At 66.2% G+C, this 17,215-nt stretch carries 8 protein-coding genes; 6 read left to right on the top strand and 2 right to left on the bottom strand.

From position 1 onward, the window contains the following. Positions 1 to 161: 161 nt before the first annotated feature. The 5 genes from CNX70_RS12900 (at position 162) to CNX70_RS12920 (ending at position 14,376) form a co-directional block, all read left to right on the top strand. Positions 162 to 3,140: a CHASE domain-containing hybrid sensor histidine kinase/response regulator family protein gene (locus CNX70_RS12900; protein ID WP_244199135.1), complete on the top strand. Its 2,979-nt coding sequence runs from the start codon at positions 162 to 164 to the stop codon at positions 3,138 to 3,140. A gap of 75 nt (positions 3,141 to 3,215) precedes the next feature. Next, on the top strand, positions 3,216 to 6,635 hold the full coding sequence (recC, locus tag CNX70_RS12905; protein ID WP_096235007.1) for an exodeoxyribonuclease V subunit gamma: 3,420 nt from the start codon (positions 3,216 to 3,218) through the stop codon (positions 6,633 to 6,635). Further along, positions 6,632 to 10,306: an exodeoxyribonuclease V subunit beta gene (recB, locus tag CNX70_RS12910; protein WP_096235008.1), complete on the top strand. Its 3,675-nt coding sequence runs from the start codon at positions 6,632 to 6,634 to the stop codon at positions 10,304 to 10,306. The genes recC and recB overlap by 4 nt, the downstream gene beginning before the upstream one ends. Beyond that, positions 10,296 to 12,254, top strand: a complete 1,959-nt coding sequence (gene recD, locus CNX70_RS12915) for an exodeoxyribonuclease V subunit alpha (protein WP_096235009.1) — start codon at positions 10,296 to 10,298, stop codon at positions 12,252 to 12,254. The genes recB and recD overlap by 11 nt, the downstream gene beginning before the upstream one ends. Before the next feature lie 172 nt (positions 12,255 to 12,426). Further along, a complete protein-coding gene (locus tag CNX70_RS12920) occupies positions 12,427 to 14,376 on the top strand; it encodes a methyl-accepting chemotaxis protein (protein WP_096235010.1) in 1,950 nt (649 codons plus the stop codon). Here CNX70_RS12920 and CNX70_RS12925 read toward each other — a convergent pair. Then, positions 14,373 to 15,272: a LysR family transcriptional regulator gene (locus CNX70_RS12925; RefSeq protein WP_096235011.1), complete on the bottom strand. Its 900-nt coding sequence runs from the start codon at positions 15,270 to 15,272 to the stop codon at positions 14,373 to 14,375. The genes CNX70_RS12920 and CNX70_RS12925 overlap by 4 nt on opposite strands. A 109-nt stretch (positions 15,273 to 15,381) precedes the next feature. On the opposite strand from CNX70_RS12925, the gene CNX70_RS12930 reads away from it, so the two are divergent. After that, positions 15,382 to 16,314, top strand: a complete 933-nt coding sequence (locus tag CNX70_RS12930; RefSeq protein WP_096235012.1) for a DMT family transporter — start codon at positions 15,382 to 15,384, stop codon at positions 16,312 to 16,314. On the opposite strand, the gene CNX70_RS12935 is transcribed toward CNX70_RS12930, so the two are convergent. Continuing rightward, complete coding sequence (locus CNX70_RS12935) at positions 16,315 to 17,193, bottom strand: serine hydrolase (RefSeq protein ID WP_096235013.1); 879 nt, start codon at positions 17,191 to 17,193, stop codon at positions 16,315 to 16,317. Positions 17,194 to 17,215 lie beyond the last annotated feature (22 nt).

Raw genomic sequence — 17,215 nt, forward strand, 5'->3', positions numbered from 1 at the left:
TCTTGCACAAGCGCGTCGGGCGTGAGCTTTGATAGTATCCTCGTGCTTGCTGGGTGGCAGGAGTGCCGCACATTCGAGGAAACCGGAATAAGCGATCGACAATGCACACTTTGAGCAAGGGCGGGGCGGGATCAGGCATCAGAATTTGGGCAGGCGGCCTGTTGCTGGCCTTGGCGGTGGGCGGCGCCTTGTATGCGGGCGCGGTGCGCACGGTCGATGACGACGCCGAACAGCGTTTCGACAACCTCACGCACGCTGCCCAGCATAGCCTGGCCACGCGCGTAAAAAGCTATTCCGACCTGCTGCGCGGCCTCGAAGCGCTGTTTCGCACCAGCGAGCAGCTGACGCGTCGCCAGTTCCACGATTACGTGGCCGGCCTCGATATCGCGCGCCAGTTCCCCGCCATCGAATCGGTCAATTATGCGGTGGCGCTGACGCAGGCGCAGCGCGCGGCCTATGTCGCCGATGTGCGCAGTGACACCAGCCTGGCGCCGCGCGGCTATCCCGCTTTCACCATCCGCCCGCCCGGCGAGCGGCCAGAATACACAGTGCTCACTTACCTCGAGCCCGATTCGCTGCTGGCCGAACGCATGGGCGTCGATATCGGCGCCAACCCGCTGGTGGCGCAGGCCCTGGCGCAGTCGCGCGACAGCGGCGAAGTCAGCGCGTCGGGGCAGGTGATCATGATCAAGGGACCGCCCGCGCATGTGGGCCTGGGCATGCGCCTGCCCGTGTACCGTAATGGCATGCCGCAAGGCAGCGTGGCCGAGCGCCGTGCCGCCTACCAGGGGTCCGTGGGCATCGGCTTTGGCGTGGCGCAGCTGGTGCACAGCGCGCTCGAACGCAGCGCCCTGGAGCCGCTGCACCTGACTCTGTACAGCGCGGTCGAGCCTCTGCCGGCCCAAGGCGTCCTGCGCATCACGCCGCAGGACCGTCTGCTGTTCAACGATGGCGGCGACCTGGCGGTGGCGCCGCCGCAACCGGGCAGCGATGCCGCATATTTCGACCAAGTGCTGCCCATCGTGTATCAGGGGGGCGTGTGGAAAGCCCATTTCCGCGTGCGCAAGGCGGAGCTGTACAGCCCCTTTGACCGCTATTTCCCGTGGCTGGCGCTGGCCGTCGGCGTGGCCGGCACCCTGCTCGGTTATGGCTATATCTTTACCCTGTACCGTTCGCGCCGCAACGCGGTGGCGCAGCGCACACTGCTCGATACGGTGCTCGACAGCGTCGATGCCTACGTCTACATGAAGGATGCCGATCTGCGCTACCGCTACGTGAATGCGCGCACGGCGAAGATACTGGGCCGCTCGGCGCAGCAGTTGATCGGCCGCCAGGATGGCGAGTTGATGCTCGGCGATGCGGCCGCCGCCGCGCAGCTGACCGAACGCCAGGTGTTCGACAGCGGCACCAAGTTCGTCGGCGAAGAGCGCTTCGTCGATGCGCAGGGTCAGGTGCATCACCTGTGGAGTGTGAAGGTGCCGCTGGGCTTGCCCGGTCCCGTCACGGGCCTGATCTGCCTGTCCACCGACGTGACGGAACTGCACCGCCTGAAGGAGCAGGCCGACGCGGCCAGCCAGGCCAAGAGCGACTTCCTGTCGAACATGAGCCATGAAATCCGCACGCCGATGAACAGCATCATCGGCATGGCGCACCTGGCGCTGAAATCGGTGGCCGATGCGCGCCAGCGCGATTATCTGCAAAAAATCTTCCATTCGGGCCAGCATTTGCTGGGCCTGATCAACGACATCCTCGATTTCTCCAAGATCGAGGCGGGCAAGCTGGAACTGGAAGTGCTGGACTTCCGTCTCGACACCCTGCTGGCGAACATCGCCAGCCAGCTCGGCGATGCGGCCGCCGTCAAGGGCCTGGCGCTGCAGTTCGATATCGCGTCCGAGCTGTCGCAGCGCTGGCGCGGCGACCCGCTGCGTCTGGAGCAGGTCTTGCTGAACCTGACCAGCAACGCCATCAAGTTTTCCGACAATGGCAGCATCTTCGTGCGCGTGCGCCAGTCGGAGGAGCGCGGCAGCCACGCCATGCTGCGCTTCGAGGTGCAGGACAGGGGCATCGGCATGAAGCAGGAAGAAGTGGCGCAGCTGTTCCGCTCCTTTCACCAGGCCGACCCCTCAACCACGCGCAAGTATGGCGGCAGCGGCCTGGGGCTGGTGATCAGCAAGCAGCTGGTTGAACTCATGGGCGGCAAGGTGGGCGTGTACAGCCAGCCGGGCCAGGGCAGCACCTTCTGGTTCACGGCGCGCCTGGAGAAAAGCGCGCAAGCGGGCGATGAGCGCATCGCCGAAGTGGAGCCCGACGTCTTGGGCGTGATCCGTGGCGCATCCATCCTGCTGGTGGAAGATAACATCTTCAGCCAGCAGGTGGGCTGCGAATTGCTGGAAGACGCAGGCGCCACCGTCTGCGTCGCCTGCAATGGCCGCGAAGCGCTGGAATTGCTGGCCCACCAGCGCTACGACTGCGTGCTGATGGACGTGCAGATGCCGGAAATGGACGGCTTCGAGGCGACGCGCCGCATCCGCGCCGACCCAAAGCTCAGCGGTCTGCTGGTGATCGCCATGACGGCCAATGCGGGCAGCGAAGACCGCGCCCGCTGCCTGGCGGCAGGCATGGATGAATTCGTGACCAAGCCGATCGCCCCGAATCTGCTGTTTCACCTGCTGGCGAAATGGTTCCGTCTGCGCGGCGGTATCGGCAGCCTTGGCCATGCGCGCGTGGGCGACAGGCTGGCGGCGCTGCCGAAAGCGCCGCCGTCAAACGCCGCGCCGGAGTTGCGCGACATGGCCATCCTCGATCTGGCCACCCTGGCGCTCACGTTCAGCAATGACGCCGTGAAGATGCGCAAATACACCCAGCTGTTTCTCGATACGGCGCGTGACGGCATCGCCGAAATGGAGCAGGCCATGGCGCTGGAAGATCTGGGGCGCCTGGCCGACCTGGGGCACCGCAGCAAATCGTCGGCGCTGGCCGTGGGTGCGCATGCCTTCGCCAGCCTGTGCACCTCGATCGAAGGCTTGCGCCTGGGTGGCGACCTGCAGCAGGCGCGCGCCTTGCTGGCTGCGCTGGAGCCGGCGCTGGCGCAGGTGGCAGAACAAATTTCGCTGGAATTTGTCTCCAGCGACGCCCCCTGACGCAGGCAGCGGCGATAATATGCCTTTGACGTCTCTGGCCACCAGGCCGGAGGCGCGGCAACCCATCGGATCAGCATGCATACTCCCGTCACGCCCGGCCTTCTCATCCTGCATGGCAACCAGCTGGAACAGCTGCGCGCCGCCGTCTTTCAGTGGCTGCGCCAGCATCCGCTGGCGCCGCTGGAAACGGATATCTTCCTGGTGCAGTCGAACGGCGTGGCCGAATGGCTGAAGATCGCCCTGGCCGAGGAGATGGGCGTGTGCGCCGCCACGCGCATCGCGCTGCCGGCGCGCCTGCTGTGGGAAAGCTACCGGGGCATGCTGGGGCGCGAGCGGGTGCCGCGCGTGTCGCCATTTGATAAATCGCCGCTGACCTGGCGTTTGATGCGTCTTTTACCCTCCTTGCTGGCCGACCCGGTGTTTGCGCCGCTGCGCTACTTCCTTGCCGATGGCGATTGCGAACGCCGGCTGCAACTGGCCGAGCGCCTGGCCGATTTGTTCGACCAGTACCAGGTCTACCGCGCCGACTGGCTGGCTGACTGGGCTGCCGGGCGCGACCAGTTGCGCACGGCGCGCGGCGAAGCTATGGTCTTGAAGGAAGACCAGCGCTGGCAGGCGCAGTTGTGGCGCGCCGTGGCTGCCGACGTGGAACCGTTTGAACGCGACACGGGCCGCGCCGACATCCACGACGCTTTCCTGGCGGCGATCGCCGCCGGCGAGCAGCCTGCCGGCAAGCTGCCGCGCAGAGTGGTGCTGTTTGGCGTGTCGGCCCTGCCGTACCAGACCTTGCAGGCGCTGGCCGCGCTGGCGCGCCACACGCAGGTGGTGCTGGCCGTGCCCAATCCATGCCAGTTCTACTGGGGCGACATCATCGACGGGCGCGACTTGCTGCGCGCGGAAAACAAGCGCCAGCGGCAGCGCAATGGCACCGACCTGGCGCACATTCCGCTCGAAGCACTGCATGCGCACAGCCATCCGCTGCTGGCCAGCTGGGGCAGGCAAGGGCGCGATTTCATCCGCATGCTCGACGAGTTCGACGAACACGCGCAAGCCGAAGGACGCGACGACAGCCTGCGCATCGACCTGTTTGGCGAGGAAACGGGCGAAACCCTGCTGCAGCAGGTGCAGGTGGCCATCCGTGAACTGCGTCCGCTGGCCGAACACGCACAAACGCCGCCCGAGGCCGGCGACCGCTCGATCGAATTTCACGTGGCGCACAGCGTGCAGCGCGAAGTGGAAGTGCTGCACGACCAGCTGCTGGCCATGTTCGCGCATAGCGCCGAAACGCTCTTGCGTCCACGCGACGTGGTGGTGATGGTGCCCGACATCGACACCTTTACGGCCGCCATCCACGCCGTCTTCGGCCAGTACCGGCGCAATGACGAGCGTTTCATCCCGTTCGAGATCGGCGACGTGAAGGACCGCAGCGTCAATCCGCTGCTCGTCGCGCTCGAGTGGCTGCTGCAGCTGCCGCAGCAGCGCTGCCGCCAGAGCGAAGTGCGCGACCTGCTCGACGTGCCGGCGCTGGCGGCACGCTTCGGCCTGCAGCCGGACGACCTGGCCACCCTGGGCGCCTGGATCGAAGGGGCGGGCGTGCGCTGGGGCCTGGACCAGGCGCACCGCGCCGGCCTGGGGCTGGGCGCGGCCGGGGAACAGAATGCGTGGATTTTCGGCGTGCGGCGCATGCTGCTCGGCTATGCCAGCGGCAGTGGCGCCAGCTTTGGCGGCATCGAGCCGTATGCGGAAGTGGGCGGCCTCGATGCGGCGCTGGCGGGCTCGCTGGCGCAGCTGGTCGAGGCGCTGCTGCACTGGCGCAGCGTGCTGGCCAACGCACACACGCCAGCCGAATGGGGCGTGCAGGCGCGTGCGCTGCTGGCCGCCTTCTTTGATGCCGACGACGAGGGCGACCGCCTGACCCTGGCGCAGCTGGAAGGCGCCTTGCAGGGCTGGCTGGAAACCTGCGAGCATGCGGGCTTTGTCGAGCAGGTGCCGCTGTCCGTGCTGCGCGTGGCGTGGCTGGGCGCGCTGGACGAGCCGACCCTGAACCATCAATTCGTCTCCGGCGGCGTCACCTTCTGCACGCTGATGCCGATGCGCGCCGTGCCGTTTCGCGTGGTGTGCCTGCTGGGCATGAACGATGGCGACTTCCCGCGCCGCGCGCAAAAAGCCGATTTCGACTTGCTGGCGCTGCCCGGCATGGCGCGCCCGGGCGACCGCTCGCGCCGCGACGATGACCGCTACCTGATGCTCGAAGCCTTGCTGGCCGCGCGCGACAAACTGTACGTGAGCTGGGTGGGGCGCAATGTGCGCGACAATTCCGAGCAGCCGCCGTCCGTGCTGGTGTCGCAGCTGCGCGATTACCTGGCCGCCGGCTGGTCGCTGGACCGGCATTTGGCAAGCCTGACGACCGAGCACGCGCTGCAGCCGTTCAGCCGCCGCTATTTCGAGGCCGATGGCTTGCTGACCTACGCGCGCGAATGGCGCGTCGCGCATGCGGATGCGCAGGCGCAGGCCGCCGTGCTGCCGCTGGGCCCCTACGAGCTCGATCCCGGCACGCGTTTGAAACTGGGCGAGCTGGCCAGCTTTTTGCGCCAGCCCGTCAAATACTTTTTCCGCCGCCGCCTGAGCGTGTATTTTGCCGACGCGGCCATGCTGGGCGAGGATGAAGAGCCGTTCGGCCTGAATGCGCTCGAACGCTATCTGCTGGAAGACACCATGCTGGACGATGGCGGCGCCGTCGAAGCGCTGGACGACGTGCGCGCCAGCCTGCAAGCGCGCGCGCAGAAGCTGGCGCGCGAAGGCGTGCTGCCCATCGGCCTGATCGGCCAGCAGGTGCAGGCGCAGCTGGTCGAGGCGCTGGTGCCCGTGCGCAGCGCGTGGCTGTCGCTGCGCGCCTCGTTCCCGCTGGCGGCCGACAAGCGCGCCATCAATTTGCCGTTCGGCGAGTTGCAGATCGACGACTGGCTCGACAAATTGTGCAGCAACGGGCAGGAGACGGCCTGGCTGATGCAGATTTCCTCGAAGGTGACGGACAAGAGCGGCCTGGCGCGCGGCGACAAGCTGATGCTGATGTGGCTGCGCCAGCTGGCCGCCGCCGCCCTCGGCTTTCGCGTCACCGGCTATCTGGTGGCGCGCGACGCCATCGTCAGCATGGCGCCGCTCGATTCCGCCACGTCGCGCGATGCGCTGGCCACCTTGCTGGCGCTATGGCGCGAAGGCATGAATCATCCGCTGCCCACGGCGTGCAAGACGGGCCTGGCGCTGGTGCAGCAGGGCGACCCGCGCGCCGTCTACGATGGCGGTTTTGAACTGTCTGGCGAGCGCGATGAACTGTGCCTGGCGCGCCTGTGGCCCGAGTTTTCCGCACTGGCGGCCGAGGAAGCGTGGCAGGACTGCACGCGCGAGCTGTATGGCCCGCTGGCCGAGTGGCTACAACAACATATCACGATCGACCCGATCAGCGCGCCCGATGACGGCGCGGGAGAAGAACAATGACGAGCCATCTGCTCAACCCCCTGGCGTTCCCGCTGCACGGCTCGCGCCTGATCGAAGCCTCGGCCGGCACGGGTAAAACCTGGACCATTGCCGCGCTGTACGTGCGTCTCGTGCTGGGGCACGGCGACGACGACAGCCGCTTTACGCGCCCGCTGCTGCCGGCCGACATCCTCGTGATGACGTTTACCCGCGCCGCCACGCGCGAATTGTCGAACCGCGTGCGCGAGCGCCTGATCGAGGCGGCCGCCTATTTCCGCCACGAGTCCGGCATTGAATCCGGCGGCCGCGATCCGTTTCTCGACGCCTTGCTGGTATCCTATCCGGACGAAAGCGAGCGGCAAAAGGCCGCGCACCGGCTGATGCTGGCCGCCGAGACGATGGATGAAGCGGCGATTTTCACCATCGACGCCTGGTGCCAGCGCATGCTGCGCGAGCACGCGTTCGACAGCGGCAGCCTGTTCGATGAAGAACTGGTTAGCGACGAGCAAGCCCTGTTCGAGGATGCGGCCCACGATTACTGGCGCCAGCAAGTCTATCCCCTGGCGCCGCAGGCGCTCGACGTGCTGCTGGCCTGCTGGCCCGACGTGGGGGCGCTGAAGAAAGGCGCGCGCGAGCTGGCGCGCCGTGCGGACATCATGGGCATGGCGCACGAGGAACCGTTGTCCGCGCTGATCGCGCGCGAACAGCGGGCGCTGGCCGCGCAGCTGGCCAGCCTGAAGGCGGGCTGGGTCGAACGCACGGACCAGATGGCTACCTGGATCAACGACCACCGCGCCGCCAATCCCAAGTGTTTTAACGGCGTCAAGATGAAGCCGGAGAACCTGGCGAAGTGGTTCGACGGCTTGCGCCGCTGGGCGCAGGACCCGCTGTTGCTGCTGCCCGCCATCACGGCCAAGGCGTGGGAACGTTTGACGCCGTTCGGCATCGAGGATGCGTTTGCCAAGAGTTTCGCGGCCCCGGTGCCCGAGTGCTTCGAGCATACCGAGGCGCTGGGGATCGCCCTGGCGGGAATTACGCCGCTGGGGCACAAGCTGCACCTGCATGCGGCGGCGGCCATCGCGCGGCGCATGGATCAGTTAAAACGCCAGTCGCGCCAGTTCGGCTTTGCCGACATGCTGCAGCGCCTGCACGACGCGCTGGCGGGCGAGAATGGCGCGGCCCTGCGCCAGCGCATCGTCGATCAATACCCGCTGGCGATGGTCGACGAATTCCAGGATACGGCGCCGGCCCAGTACCAGATCTTCAATCTGCTGTACCGCATCGCCGACAACGACCCGGCGCAAGGCCTGTTTCTGATCGGCGACCCGAAGCAGTCGATCTACGGCTTTCGCGGCGCGGACATCCAGAGCTACCTGGCGGCGCGGCGCGCCACGGCAGGACGCCACTACCAGCTGGGCACCAACTACCGCTCGACGGCGCCGCTGGTGGCGGCCGTCAACCAGCTGTTCCTGCATGCCGAGCGCGCCGAAGTGCCGGCTGGCGCCTTTCGCTACCGTAAAGGGGGCGAGAATCCGCTGCCGTTCGATGCGGTCGACGCCAAGGGCCGCGATGAATGGCTGGTGAACGCAGGCGGTCCGCTGCCGGCACTGCTGGCCGCCTGCGCCAGCGATGAAGGGCTGCGCGGCGACAGCTACCGCGAGTACTTTGCGCAGCATTGCGCCGAGCATATCGTCGCCATGCTGGGCGATGCGCAAGCCGGTTTTGCCGGCCCCGACGGTTTCACGCGCCTGGAGCCGGCCGATATCGCCATCCTCGTGCGCGACCGCAAGGAAGCGGCGGCCATCCGCCGTGCGCTGGCGCGCCGCCGGGTCGCCAGCGTCTACCTGTCCGACAAGGATTCCGTCGTCGACAGCGAGGAGGCGCAAGACGTGCTGCGCTGGCTGGCGGCTTTGGCCAACCCGCTTGACGGGGGGCTGGCGCGCGCCGCGTTTGCCACGCGCACCATCGGCCTGTCGCTGGGCGAGCTGGCGCGTCTGTCCAGCGATGAACTGGAATGGGAGCGCCGCGTCGAGCAACTCAAGGCCCTGCATTTGATCTGGCAGCGCCAGGGCGTGCTGGCCATGCTGCGCCGCTTCATCCACGAATTGCAGCTGCCGGCCATGCTGCTGCAGCAGACGGGCGGCGAGCGGCGCTTGACGAATCTGCTGCACCTGGCCGAACTGCTGCAATCGGCCAGCCGCCAGCTCGATGGCGAGCAAGCGCTGATACGCTGGCTGGCCGAGCAGATTGCCGGTGAAGGCGAGGGCGGCGACGAGCGCGTGCTGCGCCTGGAAAGCGATGCGGAACTGGTGAAGGTCATCACCGTGCACAAATCCAAGGGACTCGAATATCCGCTCGTGTATCTGCCGTTCGCCGTCACGGCGCGCAAGGTGGATAAACGCAACCGCAGCTTCTTCGACTATGCGGGGGGCAATGGCGAACGCCGCCTCGACCTGTCGCTGTCCGACGAGGCCATGGCCGCGGTCGAAGAGGCGCGCATCGAGGAAGACTTGCGCCTGCTGTACGTGGCACTGACGCGCGCGCGCCACTTTTTGTGGCTGGGCGTGGCCGCCCAGGCGGCGCGCAAGGCGGGCGAGAATACCCTGCACGAATCGGCGCTCGGCTATCTGCTGACGGGCGGCGACAAGCTGCCGGCGGAGCAGTTGCTGCTGCGCTGGCAGCAGGTGGCGGGCGATTGCGAGGCCATTTACGTGAGCTCTTTGGCGCAGCCCGATGCCTGCACGGTGCTGGACCGCATCGAGCGGCGCCCGGAGTTGCGTCCGGCCCCCGTTTTTACTGGAGAGTTCGAGCGCGACTGGTCGGTGGGTAGTTTTACCTCGCTGACGCGGCAGATCGGTGCCGTGGCGGCCGCGCACGTGCCGCAGCGGGCGCTGGAAGAGACCTTGCTGGAAGACGGCAGCGGCGTGCCAGCCGCGTCGCCGCTGCAGACGGGCGACGCGCCGTGGCACCGTTTCCCGCGCGGCTCCGTGCCCGGCAATTTCCTGCACGAGCAGCTCGAGTGGATGGGCGGCGAAGGTTTTGACAGCGTCCACGAAGCGCACTTTGACACGCGCCTGGCGGCGCGCTGCGAGCGTGCGGGCTGGGGCCACCGCCAGGACGACGCCATCGCCTGGCTCAGGGAAATCGCCATCACGCCGCTGCCGCTGCTCGATGCCTCGCTGTCGCAGTTGGACAGCACGCTATCCGAGATGGAGTTCTGGTTCCCCAGCGAGCATTTGTCCACCGCAGCGCTCGACCAGTTGTGCACGCGCTTGCTGTTGGGCGGCGCGCCGCGTCCCGCGCTGCCGCGGCGCCAGCTGCACGGCATGCTGAAAGGCTTTGCCGACCTGGTCATCGAACGCGATGGCCGCTATTGGGTGCTCGACTACAAGTCGAATGCGCTGGGCGCCAGCGACGCCGCCTACCATACGCAGGCGCTGGCGGCCGGCATGGCGCAGCACCGCTACGATATCCAGGGTGCCATCTACATGCTGGCCCTGCACCGGCTGCTGAAAAGCCGGCTTGGCGACGCGTACGATCCGGCCGAGCACCTGGGCGGCGCCATCTTCCTGTTCCTGCGCGGCATAGCGAATGCAGATACGCACGGCTGCTACTGGCTGGCGCCGCAACTGGAACTGCTCGATGGACTTGATCAACTGTTATCTGAGGAAGCGGAACATCATGCAGCATAGTGAGCAAATGAATGCCTTGTTCAGCCACGTCGACGGCGTTGCCGGGGATGGCCATCTGCGCCGCCTGAGCGCCGCCTTTGCCCGCTTCATCGCCAGCCTGGACGAGCAGGCGCCGGATGCCGCCGCCGTGGCCGTGGCCTGCGTGGTGCTGTCCGAGCTGGAAGGGCGGGGGCACAGCTGTCTGATGCTGGCGGATCTGGCCGACGAGCCGTCGCAGCTGCTGGGCTGGAGCGAGGAGCTGTGGCATGCCGTGCTGGCCGTTTCCGGCCCGCTGCCCGCATCGCTTGACGGCTGGCGCGCGCTGCTGGCCGGCGCGCCGCAGGTGTGGCAGGTGGGTGCGCCCGATGTGCGCCAGCCGCTGGTGCTCGATGGCGATCGTCTGTACCTGCGCCGCTACTGGCGCGACGAGACCCTGGTCGGTGAAAAGATCGCCGTGCGGGCGCAGGATTTGAGCACGCCGCCGCTGGTACAGGTGCGGCAATGGCTCGACATCCTGTTCGACCAGCCCACGCAGGATGGTGGCCCGGACTGGCAAAAGGTGGCGTGCGCCATCGCCCTGCGCGGCAAGGTGGCCATCATCACGGGCGGTCCCGGCACGGGCAAGACGTACACGGTGGCGAGCCTGTTGACCCTGCTGTTTGCCGTCTCGCCACAACCGGAGCAGTTGCGCATCGCGCTGGCCGCGCCGACGGGCAAGGCGGCCGCGCGATTAAAACAGTCGATCGACAAGGCTTTGAGCGGCCTGGCGGAAAAGGTTGGGGAAGCCTTGCCACTGCTGGAACTGGCGCGGCGCATGGGCGCGGCGCGCACCCTGCACAGTTTGCTGGGCGCGCGGCCCGATACGCGCGCCTTTGCCCACCACGCGGGCAATCCGCTCGACGTCGATGTGCTGATCGTCGATGAAGCGTCGATGGTGCACCTGGAGATGATGGCCTCGGTGCTCGACGCCTTGCCGCCCACGGCGATATTGATACTGCTGGGCGACAAGGACCAGCTGGCGTCGGTGGAAGCGGGCGCCGTGCTGGGCGACTTGTGCCACGATGCGCAGGCGGGCGGCTACACGGAGGCCACCATCGCGTATGCGCAGGCGGCCAGCGGCGTGGCCATTCCGCCTGACTTTGCAGGTAGCGCCGGCGCGCTGGCGCAGCAGACGGTGATGCTGCGCCACAGCCACCGTTTCAGCGGCCCGATTGGCGAGCTGGCGTTGGCCGTGAATGGCGGCAGGCCCGATCTGGTCAATGCGTGTTTTGCCAGCGATAGCGGCGGCCAGCTGGCGTGGAGCGTGCCGGCGCAGCAGGAAGAGGTGCTGCGCCTGGCCTTGCGCGGACGTGCGGATGCACCGGGCGGTTATCAGCCCTATCTGGAACTGGTGCATGCCGGTGAAGCAGCGTATGGGCAGCATGGCGACTGGGTGCGCGCCGTGCTGCACGCTTTTGAAGCATTCCGCATCCTGTGCGCCGTGCGCGAAGGCGAGTGGGGCGTGGCGGGCCTGAACACGGCCATCGAACTGCGACTGGAAAAGGAAGGCTGGATACGCCGCAGCGAATGGTATGTGGGGCGCCCCGTGATGGTCACGCGTAACGACTACGGCACGGGCGTGTTCAATGGCGACATCGGCCTGACCTTGCGCGACCCTGCGCGGCCCGGCTCCCTGCGCGTGTACTTTTTGGAAGGCGAGAACGTGCGCAGCGTGCTGGCCACGCGCTTGCGTCACGTGGAAACGGCGTTCGCCATGACGGTGCACAAGTCGCAGGGCTCGGAATTTCGCCACACGGTGCTGGTGCTGCCGCAGGAGGGCGGCGCCATGCTGGCGCGCGAACTGGTCTACACGGGCATCACGCGCGCGCGCGACTTCTTTACCCTCGTCTCGCCCACGCAGGCCGTGCTGTTCGATGCGATTCTGCGCCGCACGCAGCGCGCCAGCGGCTTGAGGGGGCTGATCGGCTGACGGTTTGACCGGTCTCTGCAGGTTTCCATATAGAAATATATGTGTTGTATTCCGAATATTGATGATAATTGTTCCGATTTTTGTGTGAGAATACTTTCGTAGAGAAAGTGGTGCAAAAGCACTGTTTTTTGCCACTATTTCTCGCCACTAAAATCGAAACGAGGAGTCCATCATGTTGTCTTCCCTTCGCACGCGGCTGGTGCTTATTTGCGTTTCCATCGTTGTGCTGTCCATGCTGGCCTTGTCGGTCGCCAATTACATCACGACGCGCAGCAGCATGCTGGCCTCGGCTGACCAGCAGATGCAGCAACTGCTGCACAGCCAGTCGGCCGTGCTGGCGCAATGGGTCGATGGCAAGAAAAAAGTCATGGCGTCCGTCGTCATGTCGGCCGAGACGCCCGATCCGCTGCGCGCTTTCCAGATCGCGGAAAAGGCCGGCGATTTTGCCGAAGTGTTCATCGGTTATGCGGACAAGCGCTCCGTGTTTACCCATCCAGGGCGCCCGGCCGATTTCGATCCCACCGTGCGCGCCTGGTACACGGACACTGTCAAGGCGGGCGTGCCCATGCTGACGCCGCCGTACGTGGACGCGGCCAGCCACAAGCTGGTGGTGTCGTTTACGGCGCCCGTCGGCCCGAAAGAGGCATTGGTCGGCGTGGCGGGGGCGGACGTGCTGCTCGATACGGTGATCGCCAATGTGGTGGCGATCAAGCCCACGCCGCACAGTTTTGCCTTTCTGGTCGACCAGGCCGGCACCATCATCGCCCATGCGGACAAGGACCTGAGCCTGCAGCCGCTGGCCAAAATCGATGCGGCGCTGTCGGCCGCGCAGGTGAACCGGCTGGAAAGCACGCGCACGAGCGATGCCGTGCGCCTGAACGACCGCGATGGCATGCTGTACGTCACGCGTGTGGCCGGGACAAGCTGGCTGCTGGCCGTGGTGCTGGACCAGCAGGAAGCCATGCAAGCCTTGCAGACGATGCTGACGACGGCCACCATCACGGCCGTGCTGCTGGCCGGCGCGGCGGCGGTGCTGCTGTCGCTGCTGGTCTTTAAAATGCTCAAGCGCCTGGAATTGGTGCGCGACGCGCTCGATGATATCGCCTCGGGCGAAGGCGACCTGACGCGCCGCCTCGACGCTTCCGGCGTGGATGAACTGGCGCAGATAGCGGACGCCTTCAACCGCTTCATCGACAAGATCGCCGCCGTGCTGGTGAAAATCCGCACGGCCAGCGAATCGGTCAAGGTGTCATCAATGGAAATCGCCGCCGGCAACCAGGACCTGTCGTCGCGCACGGAACAGCAAGCGAGCTCGCTGGAAGAAACGGCCGCCTCGATGGAGGAGCTGACTTCCACCGTGAAACAGAACGCGGACAATGCGCGCCAGGCCAACCAGATGGCGCAATCGGCGTCCGGCGTGGCCAGCAAGGGCGGGCAAGTGGTGGCGCAGGTGGTCGAGACCATGGCCTCGATCAACGATTCGTCGAAGAAGATCGTCGACATCATCAGCGTCATCGATGGCATCGCCTTCCAGACGAATATCCTGGCCCTGAATGCGGCCGTGGAAGCGGCGCGCGCGGGCGAGCAGGGACGCGGCTTTGCCGTGGTGGCGACGGAAGTGCGTAATCTGGCTCAACGATCCGCTGGCGCAGCGAAGGAAATCAAGCTGCTGATCGACGATTCGGTGGGCAAGGTCGATTCGGGCGCGCGCCTGGTCGACGAGGCCGGCACGACGATGCAGGAAATCGTCGACAGCGTGCGCCGCGTGACCGACATCATGGGCGAGATCACGGCCGCCAGCGTCGAGCAGAGTTCCGGCATCGAGCAGGTGAACCAGGCGATTGCGCAAATGGACCAGGTGACGCAGCAGAATGCGGCCCTGGTGGAAGAGGCTGCGGCTGCGGCGGAAAGCCTGCAAGACCAGGCCAGCACCCTGGCGCAGGTGGTGGGCGTGTTCAAGCTCGATGAAGGGCAAGCAGCGCAGCAGCAGCAGAAGCCGCAGCCGCAGCCGCAGCCAGTCCGGCCCGTGGCGCGGGCAGCCATCGCGCCGCGCCTCGCCAGCCGTCCGGCAAAGGCGGCCGCCGCCAAGCCGGAACGCAGCGAGGAGTGGGAGTCGTTCTAGGCGCGCCGGGGCGCCAGGGTCGGCGCCATCTGCTTCGCCACCGCAAAAAAAGCGTTGGTGGCCGGCGTGTTCTGGCGCCGGTCACGCACGGCCAGGCCCACCTTGCGGCTGACGGGCGGATGTAACGGCAAGGCGACCAGCTCCGGATACTGCTCGCGCAGGCGCTGCGGCAGGGCCAGTTCGGCGACGATGGACAGGCCGTCGCCGCGGCTGACCATGTCGAGGATGGTGATCACCTGGCTGATACGGTAGGGGACATTTGGCTGCAAGCCCGCGTTGGCGAACAGCGGTTCGATCAGGCAGGCGCAGCCCGCCTCGGACATGATGAACGGCCCTTCGCACAGCTGCGCCAGGGTGATGGCCGTTTCGCTGGCCAGCGGGTGGCTGCGCGGCACCAGCGCCATCATCTGGTCTTCCACCAGCGGCGCCGTATCGAAGCGCTCGTCGGGCAGTACGACGAAGCCGACGTCGACGCGGCGTTCGCGTATCCACTGCACCACCTCGTGGTCGGCGCCTTCGTCGATGCGCAGGGTGATGCCCGGATAGCGCAGACGGAACTGCGCCGTGATGGCCGGCAGCAGATTCAACGACGAGGTGGGGCCGAAGGAGCCGATGCGCAGGCTGCCCTGGCGCTGGCCCAGCACGTCGGCCGCTTCCTGGCGCATGGCTTCGGATAGTCCCAGGATTTCACGTGCGCGCAGCAGCAGCTGGCGGCCCACGTCAGTCAGCTCGGCCGACGCCTGGTGGCGCACGATCAGGTCCACGCCCATTTCCTTTTCCAGCGCTTTTAACGCATGCGAGACGGCCGACTGGCTGATGCCCAGCTGCGCCGCAGCGGCGGAAAAGCCGTGCAGTTCGGCCACCAGGGTAAAGATTTCCAGTTGCGTGAAGGTCATGCTGTGGTTTTCCTGACTTATGAGTATTTACTCATTATTTCATGAGTTGATATTAGCTTTAATATATACGTTCAGCGTCCGCTGCACAAGTGACATCATAGGACTTTCCATGCGTACTACCGCCATACCCTCAGCCGCCTTGCCTGCCGTGCAATCGCCGCTCGTCTACCTGAAACTGATCTTCGTCGCCCTGTTCTGGGGCGGTACCTTCATCGCCGGGCGCGTGCTGGCGCAGCAGATGCCGCCGATGACGGCCGCCAGCGGGCGCTTTGGCGTGGCCGTGCTGCTGCTCGTCGTGCTGGCGTGGAAACTCGAAGGGGGCTTGCCGCGCCTGGACCGCAAGCAGCTGATGACGACGGCGGCGCTGGGCCTGACGGGCATCTTCTTGTACAACCTGTGCTTCCTGGCAGCGCTGTCGCGCATGCCGGCCGGGCGCACGGCGCTGTTCGTGGCGCTGAACCCCATCGTCACGGCGCTGGCCTCGGCCATGCTGTTCCGCGAACGGCTCGGTTCCTTCAAGTGGCTGGGTATCATGCTGGCGTTTTGCGGCACGGCCATCGTCATCACGCGCGGCGATCTCTCCGGCGTGCTGCACGGCACGGGCGGCGGCATCGGCATGGGCGAAGTATTCATGTTTTGCGGCATTTCCAGCTGGGCCGCCTATACCCTGATCGGCCGGGTCGCGCTGAAGGGCTTGAGCCCGATCGCCGCCACCACGTATGCGTCGATGTGGGGCCTGGCCTTTTTGCTGGTGGGGGCGGTGGTGGAGTTCCCGACGGTGCCGTGGCGCAGCTTCGGCTGGCAAGTGTGGGCCGCCATCGGCTACCTGGGCGTGTTCGGCACGGTGATCGGCTTTGTCTGGTATTACGAGGGCGTCAAAGCGCTGGGCCCGTCGCGCACGGCCGTGTTCAACAACCTCGTGCCCGTGTTCGGCATCGTGCTGGCGGCGGTGCTGCTGGGCGAGCCCGTGCTTGCCTCGATGCTGGTGGGCGGCGCGGTGACGATTGCCGGCGTGGTCATGACCAACCGGCAAGCGAAATAATTATTTGGCGCGGCGGCGCTTCGATGGCTTCGCCGGCGCTTTTTTATGCCGGCTGACGGAAGCGCGCATCACTTTCGGCTCTTCGATGCCGTTCTCGGCCGCCAGCATGCGGCGGATGTTGACGGCGTCCATGGCGCGCACGGAATTGGCGCGCGCATTGAGCAGGATCATGGTGGCGAACTTGCCGGCCGACTTGATGCGCATGATCAGGCAACGCCCCGCTTCATTCGTGTAGCCCGTCTTCGACAGGCCGATGTCCCAGCCCTTGGCGCCCACCAGGCGGTTCGTGTTGTGGTATTCCACGTCGCGCCCCTTGATCTGGATCACGTCCTTCGAATCGGTGGTGATGCGGCTGATTTCCGGGTAGCGCGAGGCGGCCACGGCCATTTTGACCAGGTCCGCCGCCGTCGACTGGTTGTTCGGCGACAAGCCCGTCGGCTCTTCGATCACGGTCTGGCGCATGCCCAGAGCCTTGATCTTGGCGTTCACGGCCACGGCGAACGCCGTGGGGCCGCCGGGGAAGGTGCGCGCCAGCGAGGCGGCGGCGCGGTTGTCGGACGACATCAGCGCCAGTTGCAGCACGTCGTGGCGGCTCAGGGTCGTGCCCACGGGCACGCGCGAGGTGCTGTGTTTCAAGGTGTCGACATCCTCGCGGTCGATGCTGATCTCTTCCTGCATATTCGCCTTGGAGTCGAGCACGACCATGGCCGTCATGAGCTTGGTCAGCGAGGCGATGGGCACCACCACGTTGGAATTTTTTTCAAGCAAGATTTTGCCTGTGCCGTCTTCGACTACCAGGATCGACTGGGAACCGAAGGGCACGGCGATGGCCGCTGTCGAAAGCGTCATCAGCACCGCGGCGAACATTTTTTTGAGCATGGGATTTGTATGTGGGAAAGCA

Source organism: Janthinobacterium svalbardense, assembly GCF_002327145.1.
Lineage (GTDB): Bacteria > Pseudomonadota > Gammaproteobacteria > Burkholderiales > Burkholderiaceae_D > Janthinobacterium > Janthinobacterium tructae.

Bases quoted from the DNA above. Each gene is read 5' to 3' on its own strand.
- recC (WP_096235007.1), top strand. From the start codon at position 3,216: ATGCATACTCCCGTCACGCCCGGCCTTCTCATCCTGCATGGCAACCAG.
- recB (WP_096235008.1), top strand. From the start codon at position 6,632: ATGACGAGCCATCTGCTCAACCCCCTGGCGTTCCCGCTGCACGGCTCG.
- recD (WP_096235009.1), top strand. From the start codon at position 10,296: ATGCAGCATAGTGAGCAAATGAATGCCTTGTTCAGCCACGTCGACGGC.
- CNX70_RS12920 (WP_096235010.1), top strand. From the start codon at position 12,427: ATGTTGTCTTCCCTTCGCACGCGGCTGGTGCTTATTTGCGTTTCCATC.
- CNX70_RS12925 (WP_096235011.1), bottom strand. From the start codon at position 15,272: ATGACCTTCACGCAACTGGAAATCTTTACCCTGGTGGCCGAACTGCAC.
- CNX70_RS12930 (WP_096235012.1), top strand. From the start codon at position 15,382: ATGCGTACTACCGCCATACCCTCAGCCGCCTTGCCTGCCGTGCAATCG.
- CNX70_RS12935 (WP_096235013.1), bottom strand. From the start codon at position 17,193: ATGCTCAAAAAAATGTTCGCCGCGGTGCTGATGACGCTTTCGACAGCG.